Annotated in this window: 10 protein-coding genes; 5 read left to right on the plus strand and 5 right to left on the minus strand. The window is 46.9% G+C overall.

From position 1 onward, the window contains the following. Positions 1-19: 19 nt before the first annotated feature. From ACFSUS_RS16800 to ACFSUS_RS16820, 5 genes are all read right to left on the minus strand, one after another. Positions 20-535: an HNH endonuclease gene (locus ACFSUS_RS16800; protein ID WP_381524547.1), complete on the minus strand. Its 516-nt coding sequence runs from the start codon at positions 533-535 to the stop codon at positions 20-22. Positions 536-608: 73 nt separating this feature from the next. Continuing rightward, positions 609-1,070 carry an SsrA-binding protein SmpB gene (gene smpB, locus ACFSUS_RS16805; protein WP_381524549.1) on the minus strand — a complete coding sequence of 154 codons (462 nt, stop codon included), beginning with the start codon at positions 1,068-1,070 and terminating at the stop codon, positions 609-611. A 272-nt stretch (positions 1,071-1,342) separates the two neighbouring features. After that, the gene (locus tag ACFSUS_RS16810; protein WP_381524551.1) at positions 1,343-1,939 is read right to left on the minus strand and encodes an OmpH family outer membrane protein; all 597 of its coding nucleotides are present in this window, start codon (positions 1,937-1,939) and stop codon (positions 1,343-1,345) included. A gap of 56 nt (positions 1,940-1,995) precedes the next feature. After that, positions 1,996-2,358 (minus strand): hypothetical protein, encoded by a 363-nt coding sequence (locus ACFSUS_RS16815; protein ID WP_381524552.1) that lies wholly within the window; start codon positions 2,356-2,358, stop codon positions 1,996-1,998. 48 nt (positions 2,359-2,406) lie between these two features. After that, entirely contained in the window at positions 2,407-4,833 is a 2,427-nt protein-coding gene (locus ACFSUS_RS16820) for a penicillin acylase family protein (protein ID WP_381524553.1), read from the minus strand. A gap of 170 nt (positions 4,834-5,003) precedes the next feature. Here ACFSUS_RS16820 and ACFSUS_RS16825 point away from each other — a divergent pair, with 170 nt between their 5' ends. From ACFSUS_RS16825 to ACFSUS_RS16845, 5 genes are all read left to right on the plus strand, one after another. Next, positions 5,004-5,588 carry an RNA polymerase sigma-70 factor gene (locus ACFSUS_RS16825; protein ID WP_381524555.1) on the plus strand — a complete coding sequence of 195 codons (585 nt, stop codon included), beginning with the start codon at positions 5,004-5,006 and terminating at the stop codon, positions 5,586-5,588. A gap of 78 nt (positions 5,589-5,666) precedes the next feature. Next, positions 5,667-6,665 (plus strand): FecR family protein, encoded by a 999-nt coding sequence (locus ACFSUS_RS16830; RefSeq protein ID WP_381524556.1) that lies wholly within the window; start codon positions 5,667-5,669, stop codon positions 6,663-6,665. A gap of 11 nt (positions 6,666-6,676) precedes the next feature. After that, complete coding sequence (locus ACFSUS_RS16835) at positions 6,677-10,150, plus strand: SusC/RagA family TonB-linked outer membrane protein (protein WP_381524558.1); 3,474 nt, start codon at positions 6,677-6,679, stop codon at positions 10,148-10,150. A 24-nt stretch (positions 10,151-10,174) separates the two neighbouring features. Then, complete coding sequence (locus ACFSUS_RS16840) at positions 10,175-11,710, plus strand: RagB/SusD family nutrient uptake outer membrane protein (RefSeq protein WP_381524560.1); 1,536 nt, start codon at positions 10,175-10,177, stop codon at positions 11,708-11,710. A gap of 81 nt (positions 11,711-11,791) precedes the next feature. Continuing rightward, positions 11,792-15,304 (plus strand): VCBS repeat-containing protein, encoded by a 3,513-nt coding sequence (locus ACFSUS_RS16845; protein WP_381524562.1) that lies wholly within the window; start codon positions 11,792-11,794, stop codon positions 15,302-15,304. The last annotated feature ends 54 nt before the right edge of the window (positions 15,305-15,358 follow it).

The raw sequence follows: 15,358 nt of genomic DNA on the forward strand, positions 1-15,358 counted from the left end.
TTCTCCTTTTCGAGATTATTTATTGAAATGCTTTTTCTTTTTTACTTAAGAATGGCATCCAGCTTTGCTCTAAAGACCCCGAAAACTCACGTAAGAAAACTAAGAATGTTGGCTTAAATGGTTTCTGCCGCAGCTTCAGGTTTGCTTCTTCTGGTGTGTAGTCGCCTTTGCGAGAATTACACCGTTTGCAGGCTGTTGCCAGATTGTCCCAACTCGTTTTTCCACCCCGAGATTTCGGCAAAACGTGATCAAGAGTTAGGTCTTCACTTGTTCCGCAGTATTGGCAGCGGTGGCCGTCGCGCTTGAAAATATTCTGCCGGGTGAGCATTACCCCTTTGTATGGCAGACTTACGTACCGATGTAATCGAATGACTGATGGCATCGGGAACTCGGCCGAAACGGTTCGGAGCGTGAATTGCTCCGATTCGGCAATGAGTTCGGCTTTGTCTAAATAAACCAGCAAAAATGCCTTAGGAACGGAGCAGATGCTGAGTGCACTGTAATCTTGATTTAAGACTAATACTTTCCTGCCCATATCGCGTTTAAATGCCTCTGTATGGTAGCAAGTTACAGAGTTATCCACATAACGGCAAGAATTGTGTGAAATATTAGTAACGTTCCCGTTGCAGATCCCGCTCTACATCACGTTCTTTTATACTGTCGCGCTTATCATACAGCTTTTTACCTTTTGCCAGCGCGATCTCCACTTTAGCAAAACCTCGCTCATTCGTGAAAAGCCGTATAGGTACTATAGTTAGACCCTGATCTTTTAGTTTTTCATTAATACGTTTAATTTCCCGCTTGGTTAACAGGAGCTTACGGTCACGTAAGGGCTCGTGGTTATAGTGCGTACCTTCCGTATAAAGTGAAATATTCATCTGACGAATGAATAGCTCATCACCCAGAATTAAGCAGTAGGCGTCCTGTAGGTTTACTTTTCCCTGCCGAACCGATTTGATTTCAGTACCGGTCAATACAATTCCAGCCGTGTACTTCTCCAAGAACGAATACTCGAACGAAGCACGGCGATTACGAATATCAACTTGTTTAACGATAGAGGCAGAGGCCATGTATTTTTAGTTACAATTCACGAAAGCGGTTCGCAATTCAACAATAAAGATTATTGACGGCGAATTCAACGTAACATTCGTGACCTATACATAATGAATTAAGGGCTACAAAGGTAACCAGGTAAGAGCAAGAACATTAAAAATCAGCGACTGGTTTATACCAGTACGCAAAAGTCCATGACGAGCCTTCAAACTAAAAAGCTGGTCAGTAAACAAAAGGCTTGCTTACTGACCAGCTTATCAACAAAATATGAGAGTGCTAACGACTACCTCTATTTTTTAGTTTGCTTTGCTTCGTATTCTTTATTTAACCCATCCAGAATAGCCTTCGTTTGATCGGCGGATGGATTAGCAAATAAAATACCTCCTCCTTTGGTGTAACCCAGCACAAACTCATATTTATTCTGAGCGTTCACCTTCTTGAGGTAATCGTAAATCTGGTCGTATAATTGTTTGTTCTTATTCTGCTCTTCGAGCGCTAAATTTTGTGCAGCTCGCTCACGGTATGCCAGAATATCTTGTTGCTCTTTTTGAAGGGAAGCTTCGGTCGCCCGTCCTTGCTCCTGCGTCATGGTAGCAGCGCGTTGCTGAAAGAAAGCCACCTTGTTTTGCAGATTACGGCCTTTCGATGCAAGATCATTCTCCAATTGAAAACGTTTACTTTCAAGCACTTTCTGTGTGTCTTTAAAATATTCGTACTTCGTCAATAACGAATCAACGTTTACATAAACAATAGATTTTCCTTTGGCTTCTGCCGGTGTGGCTACAGCAGGGGTAACTTCAGGCTGGCGATCTTTAAAATGTAAATAATACAAAACAGCTACGGCAATCGTCAGGATGACGTTCAGAATCAACGAGGCATTCTTCACGGGAAAAAAATTGGTTAGTTACAAGTTTATCCTACAAAGGTAGAAGGAATTACAATTTAGGAAGTAGGATTTATGATTTGATTTCTAATTGCCTGTCGAACAAAAAAGCCTGCAGCTCCGGCTAAGCCTCCTACTAAACCACCTACAACGGCCGTCAAGAGTAGTAAGAGGGTAGAGTTGTTCATTTGAAGAAGCAACTGACTGATGCGCCCGGCGAAAGTGCCATCACTTCGAACGTAAATGAGTAAAGCATAGCCGAGCCAAACTAAGGCGACACCAACAAAGCCATACAGGAAAGCTCGACCAGCACTGGGACTTAACCAAAAAGTAATTAAGAATGAAACAATCGCTAAACTCCACCATGGAAGTATGAGCTGAGCTAACAAGCTAATAAGGGCAATAAGCAAAATCTGTATCATGGGCAACGCGGCTAGGAAGCCGCTCTTAAATGCGACTTATTAACCGCTTTACTTTAAAACTATCTTTTGTTTAATTCTTGGGTGCTTATCCTTAGGAGATTGCAGGTAGAGCAGCTCATTGAGCTGTCCAGTACGCCAGGTTTCGATCATGTTCATATAATACGGACTCCCTGGATTACCAGACTGTCCACCCGGATAAACACCAAATGCCTTAGGGTGCGGCCCCAAGGCAACAACCATCCGCCAGGAAGGGCCATTCCGTTCGCTGGTAGCGTTAACGATGCCACTCCCTCCGCCGACTTGTACGTTGAGGGCGCTTAGAGCGTCTAAACGAGCCAAGTGACTAATTTTAGTGGCTTTATGGGACCCCCATTGCCATGATTCACTAATAGGCCCATGTTTCCGGACAAGTGAATCGATCGTCGAACGAAAACTTGCTGTTACAACATCAGTAATCGTTTCTGTGGCCGGTGTTTTCACATTATCGAACCAATGAGACGATGGTTCTTTTTGCGCTAACGAAAGGGTTCGATCGAAGCTAGGATAGCGCATAGTCACCGTATCAGAGCTCTCAAACTCGTCTTTCCAAAGTGCATCCATTAACTGCCGCGACCACTCCGTAAATATGGTCGGCCCAATCTCAGTTACGTCATGATTGTACTTCCAGCTTTTAATAATAGTTAATGCTTTTACCTGATCGCCGGTTAGTTGTTTCGTTTGTATGTGCGGTAGAAAAACGGGTAATGCATTTGCCGCCCGAAGATTTAGATTGTCGTTTTGCAACTGCCGTAAGCTATCTATAGTAGCGTTTTGCATACCAGTGAGACGCTGGTTGATGCGAATGCCTCTTTCTGAAGGAGCAAATTGCCAATTAATATAATAGGGATACGTAGGATCAGTAGATGACTGGTTAGCCGAGCTAACGAACCCTCTGGCAGGGTTTTTCACATGCGGATTCTGCGCCATCAGAATCCAGCCGTGCCAATCGTGAGCCGGATTAGTCCCGTCCAGCAAGAACTTTCCCTGATCTTTCCATTTAAGTGGGAAGCGGCCGTTGGGCGTAATAGCAATGTCTTTCGCTACGTCGGCAAACACAAAATTCTGTGCTGGCGCAGCATAATGTGATAACGCTTCTCTATAATCGTCGTAATTTTTAGCGCGGTCGAGCAAATAATACGTCAGAAAATCATTGGACTCTTCGTGGGCAATCCAGCGAGCCGCGTAGCCCACCGGCACATTCTTGGCAAACGGCTTCTGGCCTAGCGTATACATGATCGGTCCATGATGGGTGTAAAGGACTGTATCGACTACATCCGGCTTTCCTTTCACTTTAATAACCTCAATTCGGCGTTTAACGGGTTTCCATTGGTTATCATGCCAGTATTCACGTTTAGAAGCGTCTTTAAACTTGATCTGATAGAAGTCGAGTACGTCGGCCCCAACATTCGTCACTCCCCACGCGATTTGTTTATTAAATCCAATGATTACACCCGGTGAGCCTGGCATGGAAGCTCCGTATATATTCATGGTTGGCGTAACAAGCTGAATCTGGTACCAAATAGAGGGTAAGTTGAGCGCTAAATGTGGATCGTTCGCCAAAATAGGGTATCCTGTTGCGGATTTTTTCGGACCTATTGCCCAGTTGTTGCTGCCAATTGTTGGATCATGCTCGGGCCAACGCATGGCTAACGACTCTATGTTTGCTAGAACAGGGTCTGGAGCTTTAGGAACAGCCACAGGCGTAAAATCCCACTTTGTACCTTGAGGAATAATTGGGTCCTCTTTTGTGGGATAGTCAGGAAAAAGATCATTAGTAACAACCGTACCATATTTCTTCAGTACGTTGCTCATGTTCAAGTCATCAGCACCAAGCGCTAATACGCCGGACATATACTTCAGGAAGTACGCGCATTTTATTGGTTGCCAGGGCTCAGGTGCATAGCCCAGTAATTTGTATTCGAGCGGGTATTGGGCTGGTTTTAGCTGCTTTATGTAGGCGTTTATACCGGCCGTGTAAGCCTCAATAGATTCGCGGGAGCGAGAGTCGGCCATCATCGCTTTTACCGCTTTTTCTGCCCCAAATCCCATGCCCAAACGACGGTTATAACGATCCAGCTCGAGAGCGCGATCCCCAACAATTTCTGCAACACGTCCGGCCGCGGCATGGGTTTGGAACTCCATCTGCCATAGTCGGTCTCGGGCTGTCAGATAGCCTTGAGCGAAGTAGGCATCGTAATCGTTTTGAGCAAACACATGGGGGATGGCCAAGTCGTCGAACAAGACGGTAACAGGGGCTTTAGTACCCTGTAAAGTGATTTCTTGCTCGGTGTCGCTACCCACTTCTGTATTTTGCCAAAAACCAACAAACGGACTTAACAAGGGGCCAAACGCCGGAATGCTTCCCCATGAACGATTCAGTGCCCAAATAAGTGTTATGGTAAGTAATGAAACTAAGACCGGCTTAAGGTAGTGCATAGAGGCAGAAAGAACGAATACTTTTTATTACGCAAGTTTACTATTTGCACCCTGCAAATAAAAAGTATTCTTTTCCTAATCGAGACATTTCTTTTTTTACATTTGCCAATTACAAACAGTCTGGCCACGTGCGTAAAGGTAGCCACTGTTAGAATCAGTCTGTAAGAATTATGGAGCTGACGGATAGGGAATTAACGATTCGCTTAAGACAGAATGATGGGGTAGCGTTTGAAACGTTGTTCCGGCGGTATTATCGTTACCTCTATGCCATCGCTATCCAGTATGTGAAAGATCCTGTGTTGGCCGAAGATTCGCTACAAGAGGTTTACCTAAAACTGTGGACAAACCGGGAAGGGCTAGATGCATCGCAGTCTGTGAAAAACTACCTGGCAACAGCCATGCGCCACCAAGTGTTGAATCAACTCCGTGATGATAAACGCGCTATACTACGCCATATTGAGCGACAGTCAGGCTTGGCCATCGTTGACACGACAACAGAAGATCAACTTATCTTGAACGAATACGATTCTGTTGTTCGTACTGGATTGAATCAGCTGCCAGCGCAGCGCCGTCTGGTGTTTCTGCTTCGTTCCGAAAATGGACTTTCCAACGAAGAGGTTGCTTCCAGGCTTCATATTTCTATCAATACTGTTAAAGTGCACTATTATCAGGCCTGCCGGTTCCTTCGCGATTACCTACGCCATCATGCCGGTATTGAAACACTCGTGCTACTCCTATCATCCTTTTGTGATTAACCACGAAATATTTTTTCGATTCTAATAATACTTCTGCTAACTAGTGGTGTATAGGAGCCAACTGGCTTTCTTATACGCATGACAGAACAATTACTTCAGCGGTATTTCGCCAACCAGGTCACACCCGACGAAGCTAAGCAAGTGCTGGACTGGTTTGATACAGATGCCGGCCAGACGTACCTGGCACAACGGCTGAATACTCAGTTTAACACCGCCGACTGGCACGCTCCGCCCAATAGCGCTGCCCCCGAGGCCGATTCTATGCTAAATGCCATACGCTCACGTATGGCATCCCATCAGACAGTTATAATAACGCCGGTTCGCCGACTTGATTGGTTAGGTCAGTCTATGCGTTGGGCAGCTGTCTTCATCGGTTTAGTAATCTTGGCATCAGCGGCATTCTGGGGATACAGGAAATTATTACCCACTGATCTTGTTCAGCAAACTGCTTTCGGAAAAATAAGCAAACTAACGCTGCCCGATGGTTCATTGGTAACCCTAAATGGCAACAGTCGCCTACGTTACTCTCCTCGCTGGACGGCAGGGCATACGCGAGAAGTATGGCTCGATGGGGAAGGTTTCTTTAGCGTAACTCATCAGCAAAATCATGAGCGCTTTATTGTTCACTTGCCCAACAAATCAACGATTGAAGTATTAGGTACCCAATTCAATGTACTGGCTCGTGAAAGTCGAGCAAAGGTGGTACTCAACAAAGGCAAGATCCAACTTCATGTTGGTGAACAAGCGCAGAACAAATTGATCATGAAACCGGGCGACCTCGTCTATGCCGATGTACAGACAAGAACCTATTACTGTAAACGGGTAGACCCAGCGGCACAGTCGGCCTGGCAAACGGGTAAGCTGATGTTTGACGGAACCAGTTTAGCCGAGGTAGCCCAAATACTAAAAGATACATACGGTGTAACGGTAGAAATCGCAGATCCTGAACTAAGGCGGCAAACCATTTCTGGTACGATTCCCAACCAGTCCATGTCAACTATTCTTAACGGACTTTCCAGCTTATTTGATTTAAAGATTACTCAACACAATAATAAAATTCTAATCAAACGAACCTAATCACTCTGATTATGAAACGACAATTATTCTTTTGGGTATCGTTGCTCCTGATTGGTGTTGTGCCTTCTAAGGCGCAATTACTGGCCTCGAACAATCGCTATTCTGCCTACCAAAGCCGTGAGGTCGATACCCGACAAACTACCCTCCGAAGCGCGTTAAACCAATTGGAGCGGTATTATGGTGTCTCATTCATATACCCAACAAATTTGGTTGACACCAAAGTGCAAGTAACCAACCAGCGAAGCCAAAATGTAGAAGCTGAATTAACTGCGTTGCTTACTGATCAAGGCTTATCTTACCGGAAAGTGCAACCAAAATTTTACGCCATTTTACCAGCGAAAGACAAAAGTCCCAGGCTCTTTCGAAAAATTGAGCAGATCGAAACAAAAACTGCTGCTGATCAAACGAACGCCCCTATAGAGTTATCCAACGGAACAGTTAACAAGCTGGAGCGTATTGGCTGGTCTGTGACTTCGGCAAAGTCTCTAGCTGATATCAATGGAAGAGTAATTGACAAAGGTGGGCAGGCAATTCCGGGGGTTAGTGTAATTCTGAAAGGCACCAACCGTGGTACTACCACCAATGCAAATGGTGAGTATAGTTTAAACGCGCCAAACAATGGCGTGCTCATATTTAGCTTTGTAGGCTACGTTTCTCAGGAAATTCCAGTATCAAGCCGCAGTCGGATCGACATAACGTTGCTTGACGACGTCAAAGCCCTCAGCGAGGTTGTTGTCGTTGGTTACGGTACCCAGAAGCGTGCCTCCGTAACAGGAGCCATCTCGTCAATATCGGCTCAGGAAGTTACGCAGTTGCCGGTGCCAAGCGTAGAGCAAGCTATTCAGGGCCGAGTACCCGGGGTAACGGTGGTCGCGAACGGCTCACCGGGCGAAACCCCTGTAGTACGTATTCGTGGCATTGGCTCGATCAATTACGCAGCGAATCCTCTTTACGTCATTGATGGCTTTCCGACCAGTGATTTAAACAACTTTGATACGCGTGACATCGAGTCAGTCGATGTATTGAAAGATGCTTCTTCGGCCGCTATCTATGGATCACGAGCTGCTAACGGTGTCATCATTGTAACGACTAAGAAAGGCACCAGCGATGGTAAGCTCCGTGTTAGCTACGATGGTTACGTCGGTACACAAAGTGCCTGGCGGCAGCTTGATCTGCTCAACCGGGATGAATATATCCAATACGGTACGGCGCTACGTACCAATGCTGGTCAACCCATTCCGGTTCGATTTGGCAATCTAAACCAGCCTATTTACGCAGGGGCCACTCAGACATATGCCCAGACAGATACTGACTGGCAGAAGGCGGTATTCAGAAATGCACCCATTACTCAACACAGTGTGCAACTCTCCGGAGGAAACGAGCGATCCCGGTTTTACTCATCGGTTGGTTACTTTAATCAGCAGGGTATCATGATCGGTACGGGGTATAGACGCGGCAATTTTCGCATCAACTCAGACCACACCATCAGCAAACGCTTCTCGTTCGGGCAGACGCTGACAATCTCCTACGACGACAAACTCAATGAGGTTAGCGCTGGCGGTCGAACGCAGGTTCAGAACATGATCCGGATGACGCCTTACATGCCCGTCGAAGATCCGACACTGCCTGGCGGTTATCGTGGTCCCGATGGGTCTGACGGCTCCGATCCTCAGAATCCGGTGCGGGCAGCTTTGCAGGACCAAAGTAAAACCCAGCGCATGAAAATTTTGGGTAGTGCTTATGTTGATGTAAAGCTTTTTGACGGACTGACGTATCGGCTACGGGGGGGTATCGATTATGTTACGGCTCGCACGTATTCGTTCTTACCGATCTACAGCGAAAGCTTCAACGCCCGCGCTTTGGCTAACCTATCAGACGACCGGTTGACGTATGCCTCTCCACTGATTTCTAACCAGTTGACATACGAAAAAACGTTTGGTAAACATACCATCAACGCAGTAGCCGTTGCCGAGCGCCAGGCAGGCACAACTTTACAAATAGTTGGCACTGGACAGGCAACATCTAACACCATTCGCGAGCTAAACGGAATAGTCAGTACAAGTGCTGGTTTGAGTGGTAATCGATCGGAAAACGTGTTGATTTCCTATTTAGGACGTGTTAACTACGAATTCGGTGGTAAATACTTAGTAGGGGCATCGTTCCGTCGTGATGGTTCGTCGCGATTTGCACCGGGTAAAAAGTGGGGTAACTTCCCATCGGTATCAGCCGGATGGCGCCTTAGCGAGGAATCGTTCATTAAGAATATACCTACCATTTCAGAATTGAAGCTGCGGGCTAGTTACGGTACCATGGGCTTCAACGGGATAGGTGACTATGCGTGGCAAGTAACGATAGCGCAGAACACAAACGCAATTCTGGGCGGAGATCGAGCACAGGGAAGTTACTTTGACCGCTTGGGCAATACGGACCTGAGCTGGGAGGTAACGAAGATGAGTAACATCGGCCTTGACCTGGGCTTATTGAACAACAGTATTACGTTGTCGGCCGAAGTATATCAGCGCAACACCGATGGTCTGATCTTAAACCAACCCATTGCGCCGTCTATTGGCTATTCACAATCACCTGTCGTAAACGTAGGCAGCATGCGTAATAACGGCGTCGAGTTCCAGCTAGGTTATAACAAGACGAAAGGGGCTTTACGATTTAACGCATCGGGTAATATGAGTTTTATTCAGAATAAAGTATTGAGTCTTGGACCAACCATTTCTCCCTTATTGAATGGTGCTAACGCTGACTATGGTAACTCTGACATTACTCGCACAGAAGCCGGTCAATCGATTCAGTACTTCTACGGCTGGAAAGTAGCAGGCATCTTCCAAAACGCCGATGAAATCAAGGCCGCACCAACCCAGGACAATGCTAAACCCGGCGATCTTCGGTTTGTAGACGTAGATAACAACGGAGTAATTAACGCCAACGACCGTGTCAATTTAGGTAGCTTTCTGCCGAAGTTTACGTATGGCTTGAACTTAAGCGCTAACTACCAGGGGTTCGACTTGTCGTTGTTCTTCCAGGGGGTACAAGGCAACAAAATATATAATGGCGTAAAGGTACTTGAGCAGGGAATGCTGAGGTTGTTCAATGCGGGTACAGACGTTTTACGGGCCTGGACACCTACCAACACCAATACCGATGTACCGCGTGCGGTTGATGGCGACCCTAATGGCAACTCACGCACTTCAGATCGATTTATTGAAGACGGGTCCTATCTGCGACTAAAGAATTTTAGCCTCGGCTACTCTATTCCAGCCGCAGCATTGCAATCGTTCTCACGCGGAACACTCAGCCGGGCACGCGTCTACGTATCGTCGACAAACCTGCTGACATTCACGAAATATACTGGCTATGATCCTGAAGTTGGAACACGTACCAGCAACACGAATCCAACGCTGACGAATGGCATTGACTATGGCCAGTTTCCACAAGCTCGTACATTTTTAGTCGGACTACAACTAGGCTTTTAACCAATAGGGATAAACTAAGCGAACATGAAATCTACATATTGGACAACCGGTATGCTGGCCATGGGGCTCTTCTTCGGATGCAGCACCGACAGCCTGAATAAAATCAACCCGAACCAGTTCATAACAAGCACTTACTACAAAACCGCCGATGAGTTACTCAAAGGGGTTAATTCTGTATATGCCGTTTGGCAAAGTGCCAATCTAACCGGCCGTGAATGGTTTTTTCTTAATGATCTCCGTTCCGACGATGTGGCCACCGGTGGTGGTCAGTTAGAAGCGGCACGTAGCCAAATCCTGATTGGTGCTCAAACCCCCGCAAATGCGGTTGCTTTTTCCGTTTGGAACGGTCTTTACCGGGTTGTACACCGGGCAAACGTAGTAATCGACAATGGAGCGACGGTGCCAGACAACCCAACCTTGACAAAGCGAGTAGTAGCTGAAGCCAAGTTTTTGCGGGCCATGGCTTACTTTGATTTATTGACCAATTGGGGAGCCGTGCCTCTTTATACAGATTACGTGACGGAGGTAGACGGCACGAAGCCCAAAGCAACGGTAGACGAGATTTATTCGCTCCTAACGACCGATTTATCAGCCGCTCAGGCCGACTTACCAGCCAGTGCTACAGGAGCTGACCTTGGTCGGGCTACCAAAGGTGCTGCTCAGGCTTTGTTGGCACGGGTGTATATGCAAAAAGGCGATTACGCCAATGCTAAAACCCAGCTTCAGCAAATTATCAGTTCGGGCCTATATAAGCTAACGGATGAGTACAACGATAATTTCGTAGAGGAAACTGAGTTTAATACAGAATCTATTTTTGAAATTGGTTTTTCCCTGATCGGTGGTTTCAACTGGGATGCCGACGGGAATGATAACGGCGCGAACGAAAACATGACCCGCAGCCAGGAGTATTCACCCATCGGCTGGCGCAACCTGATCCCGTCGGAAAGCTTACTAGCCGAGTATGAGCACACGGCTAAGGGCGATGCTAAAACGGACCCTCGTCTGGGGTATAACTTTTATTTTATTGGCGACACCTACAACCTGGGAAAGAATACACTAATGGATGCGCAAGTGCAGGGCAATACATCGGTGTTTAATGGCACAGCCCAGAAAATTAGCTGGCGCAAGTACACGGCTATGTACAAAAACAACGAAACCTTCTACACATCGGGTATCAACATGCGGCTAATTCGCTACGCAGAGGTACTGCTCATGATGGCAGAAGCCGAAAATGAAACAGGAAACTCAGCTAACGCGATAGCCTTGCTTAACCAAATTCGGGCGCGAAAAAGTGTAGCTATGCCTGCTTATCCAACGGTAAAATACCCCGTTAGCAACAAAGACGAAGTGTTCCAGGCAATCGTCCACGAAAAGCGTGTCGAGCAGGCTGGCGAGCAGATTCGCAACCGCGATATATTACGCTGGAGAGCGCAAAGCAAGCTAAAAACCGAGCCAATTTCATACTTCGTTAAAAATAAACAAGAGCTATTGCCCATTCCTCAGCAGGAGCTGGACAACAACAGTAAACTGAGTCAGAAAGACCAGAACCCAGGTTATTGAAAATGCCCATCTAATAAATCCCAAGTTATATCCCCGGCTTGCCATTGTCGCACGGCCGGGGATTTTGTTTACCTTTCGGCTATGCATGCTTTGCTAAAACTGACCGGACTACTTCTTATCATGCTGGTCGGCTGCACCAATCACTCACCTCGTTTCAAGCGGCTGCCAGCTAGTCAAACCGGCATCGACTTTGCAAACACCATCACGGAAAGTGATTCACTCAATGTTCTGGAGTTCGAGTACATCTACAACGGAGGTGGCGTGGGCGTGGGTGACTTCAACGGCGATGGTAAAAGTGACGTGTTTTTTGCCGGCAATCAGGTGTCAAGTCGGATGTACCTGAATAAAGGAAACTTTAAATTCGAAGACGTAACCAAGTCCGCAGGCGTATCAACGCAGTTCTGGTGCACAGGCGTAGCCGTAGCAGACATTAATCAGGACGGTCGGCAGGATGTGTATGTGTCTACCATTCATCCCAAGCGCGACCATGCGGTGCCTAACCTACTTTTCATTAACCAGGGAAACGACGCCGATGGTATTCCTCAATTTCGCGAAATGGCTCAGGCCGCTGGCCTTGCCGACTCAAGCTATACCACACAAGCTACGTTTCTAGATTATGACCATGATGGCGACCTGGACGTTTTTCTACTGACAAACGCCCTGGAAGTGTATAACCGGAATAATGTCACCGGCCCCAGAAATGATGGCTCGGCTCGCAGCGTAGACAAGCTTTTCCGGAATGATGGGTTATCCGCAAACGGACTTCCCCATTTTACAGACGTGTCTAAACAGGCTGGGCTGGTTCATGAAGGCTGGGGTTTAGGTGTGATTGTTAACGATATTAATCAGGATGGCTGGCCAGACATTTACGTTGCCAATGACTTTCAGTCAAACGACGTCTGGCTTGTTAACAACAAAGACGGCACCTTCACTAACCGCATAGAGAAAGCGCTCAAGCATCAGAGCCATAACAGCATGGGCGTTGACATGGCCGATATTAACAACGACGGCCTTGCTGATCTTACCGTTGTCGATATGCTGCCTGACGACAACCTACGGCAAAAAACCATGTTCTCTACCATCCCGTACGACCGCTTTCAAATGGCCCGGCGGCTTGGTTATCAACCACAATACATCCGCAACACACTCCAGCTAAACCGCGGTTTAGCTCCAGCAACTAACGATACGTTAAACCCCATGCCTCTCTTCAGTGATATTGGTTATCTGGCCGGAACAGCCGCAACCGACTGGAGTTGGAGCGCCTTATTTGCCGACCTAGACAATGATGGTCTTCGCGATCTGCTAATCACGAATGGCTATCGCAAAGACATAACCGACCTTGATTTTACCAGCTATAACCGGGATGCTGGCACCTTCGGCTCCGACGCTGATAGACGTGCCCAATTATTGAAACGGATTGAAGACCTGGAGCCCGTTTACAAGCCTAATTTCTTGTTTCATAATAATGGCAACCTGAAATTTTCGGACGTAGCAGACGAATGGGGCCTTGATGAGCCGTCATTTACGAATGGGACTGCTTATGCTGATCTTGATGATGATGGAGATCTTGACCTCGTCATGAACAACATCAACGACAAAGCATTCATTTATCAAAATAAAACCATCGATGATCGGGACTATTCAACATCCACTCATTTCCTTAAGATTCGCCTGGCAGGCAATTCGACTAATCGGGAAGGACTGGGCGCTAAAGTTGCGCTCTGGATTGACCAAAACGTGTATTACGCTGAATATACTCGTCAACGAGGCTATCAATCAACCGTAGAGTCAGGTATTCATCTGGGCTTAGGAAAGGCCAATCGAATTGATTCATTAAAAATACTTTGGCCAAACGGAAAGGGGCAAGTTTTACGAAACCTGTCTACCAATCAAATATTGGCCTTAGAAGAACGTAGCGCTAGCCCCCAGCCAGCTACATTCTTCCGGCTACAAGCCCCCGTTAAGCCGCTATTAACAGAAATTTCAACCCCACTCGGCTTAGTTTTTCAACATCAGGAAGATGACTTTGTCGATTATAAGGCGCAGCAGACGCTACTGTTTCATAAACACTCCCAAATTGGCCCAGGCTTAGCCGTTGGTGACATAGATGGAAACGGGTTCGACGACATTTACGTGGCTGGAGCAGCCAATCGGGGCGGCACGTTTTTTCTCCAGCAAGCGAATAGCACATTTAAACGAAAGAATCGACCCGCTAAACAACCCGAAGAGATTGGCGTACTCTTATTTGACGCCGATAACGACAACGACCTTGATCTCTACGCCGTTCATGGAAGCACCGAGTTTGGCCGTAATGAAAGCCGGTATCAGGACAGCCTATATCTTAACGATGGAAAAGGCAACTTTCAGTCAGCGTTAGGCGCGCTCCCTCCTACTACAGCTAGTGGTTCATGCGTAACAGCCGTCGATTACGATCACGATGGCGATCTGGATTTATTCGTTGGTGGGCGTATTGTGCCTCAGCGGTATCCTGAACCCGCTAGAAGTTACCTGTTACGCAATGACAGTCGGACCGGCCAAGTTCGCTTCACCGACGTAACTAACCAGCTAGCGCCAGTATTAGCTAAAGCTGGGCTAATATGTGCTGCCCTTTGGACAGATGTTGATAACGACAGTTGGCCCGATCTGATGCTCACCGGTGAGTTCATGCCAATAACGGTTTTCAAAAACCAAAATGGCAAGCAGCTAATTCCTTTACCAGCGCCTACGTTAGCCAAAGCTGTTGGCTTTTGGAACAGTCTTACGCCTGGCGACTTCGACAATGACGGCGATATGGATTACATTGCAGGCAACCTAGGAAAAAATAGCCGCTTCCAGGCGTCGGCTGACCGACCAATTTCTGTGTACGCAGCCGACTATGACAAAAACGGCACGCTTGACCCAATCCTAAGTTTTTTCAATGGCGACAGCGAATACCCGTTCCATCCGCGCGACGTCCTGACAGATCAGGTGCCTTCGTTGAAAAAAAAGATAACGACGTTTGCTACTTACGGTAAGACAAGAATAAACGAGCTTTTGTCCGACGCGCAACGTGAGGAAGCCCTAATCATGCGGGCGACGTACTTATCATCAGCTTATATAGAAAATCGGGCTGGCACACTGGTGTTGCACGAATTACCAATTGAAGCACAATTCTCTCCCGTGTTCGGAACAGTAGCAACTGATGTAAATCAGGATGGTAACTTAGACATATTACTTACCGGCAATGATTACGCGAATGAAGTGCTATCGGGCTGGCTGGACGCCGGATTGGGGTTGTGTCTGCTGGGTAATGGAAAAGGGCATTTCAAACCGCTGTCGCCATTGGTGTCAGGCTTCGTTGTAGATGGCGACGCAAAAGCTTTATCTACTGTTCTACTGGCAAGCGGGCAACTTAGCTACATAGCCACGCAAAACAATGGGCCGTTGCGTGCTTTCAAAGCAACAGCGGATAAAACAGCATATCGATCCATTAACGACGCTGACAGTCAACATAGAACCGTTAAAGCAAGCAATTGGGCACAAGATAACCAGTGGAGCTGGGGTAGTGGTTATTTATCACAATCATCCCGCTATACGACGGTTAAGTCCAACTAAAAAAGAATCAGTACTTTTGAACGCATTATCGGTTCACCTCTATGCGCTTTAGTT

This window comes from Spirosoma soli (assembly GCF_042684525.1).
Lineage (GTDB): Bacteria > Bacteroidota > Bacteroidia > Cytophagales > Spirosomataceae > Spirosoma > Spirosoma soli.

Coding starts and splice junctions, on each gene's coding strand:
- ACFSUS_RS16815 (WP_381524552.1), bottom strand. CDS start 2,358: ATGATACAGATTTTGCTTATTGCCCTTATTAGCTTGTTAGCTCAGCTC.
- ACFSUS_RS16845 (WP_381524562.1), top strand. CDS start 11,792: ATGCATGCTTTGCTAAAACTGACCGGACTACTTCTTATCATGCTGGTC.
- ACFSUS_RS16840 (WP_381524560.1), top strand. CDS start 10,175: ATGAAATCTACATATTGGACAACCGGTATGCTGGCCATGGGGCTCTTC.
- ACFSUS_RS16800 (WP_381524547.1), bottom strand. CDS start 535: ATGGGCAGGAAAGTATTAGTCTTAAATCAAGATTACAGTGCACTCAGC.
- ACFSUS_RS16835 (WP_381524558.1), top strand. CDS start 6,677: ATGAAACGACAATTATTCTTTTGGGTATCGTTGCTCCTGATTGGTGTT.
- ACFSUS_RS16820 (WP_381524553.1), bottom strand. CDS start 4,833: ATGCACTACCTTAAGCCGGTCTTAGTTTCATTACTTACCATAACACTT.
- smpB (WP_381524549.1), bottom strand. CDS start 1,070: ATGGCCTCTGCCTCTATCGTTAAACAAGTTGATATTCGTAATCGCCGT.
- ACFSUS_RS16825 (WP_381524555.1), top strand. CDS start 5,004: ATGGAGCTGACGGATAGGGAATTAACGATTCGCTTAAGACAGAATGAT.
- ACFSUS_RS16830 (WP_381524556.1), top strand. CDS start 5,667: ATGACAGAACAATTACTTCAGCGGTATTTCGCCAACCAGGTCACACCC.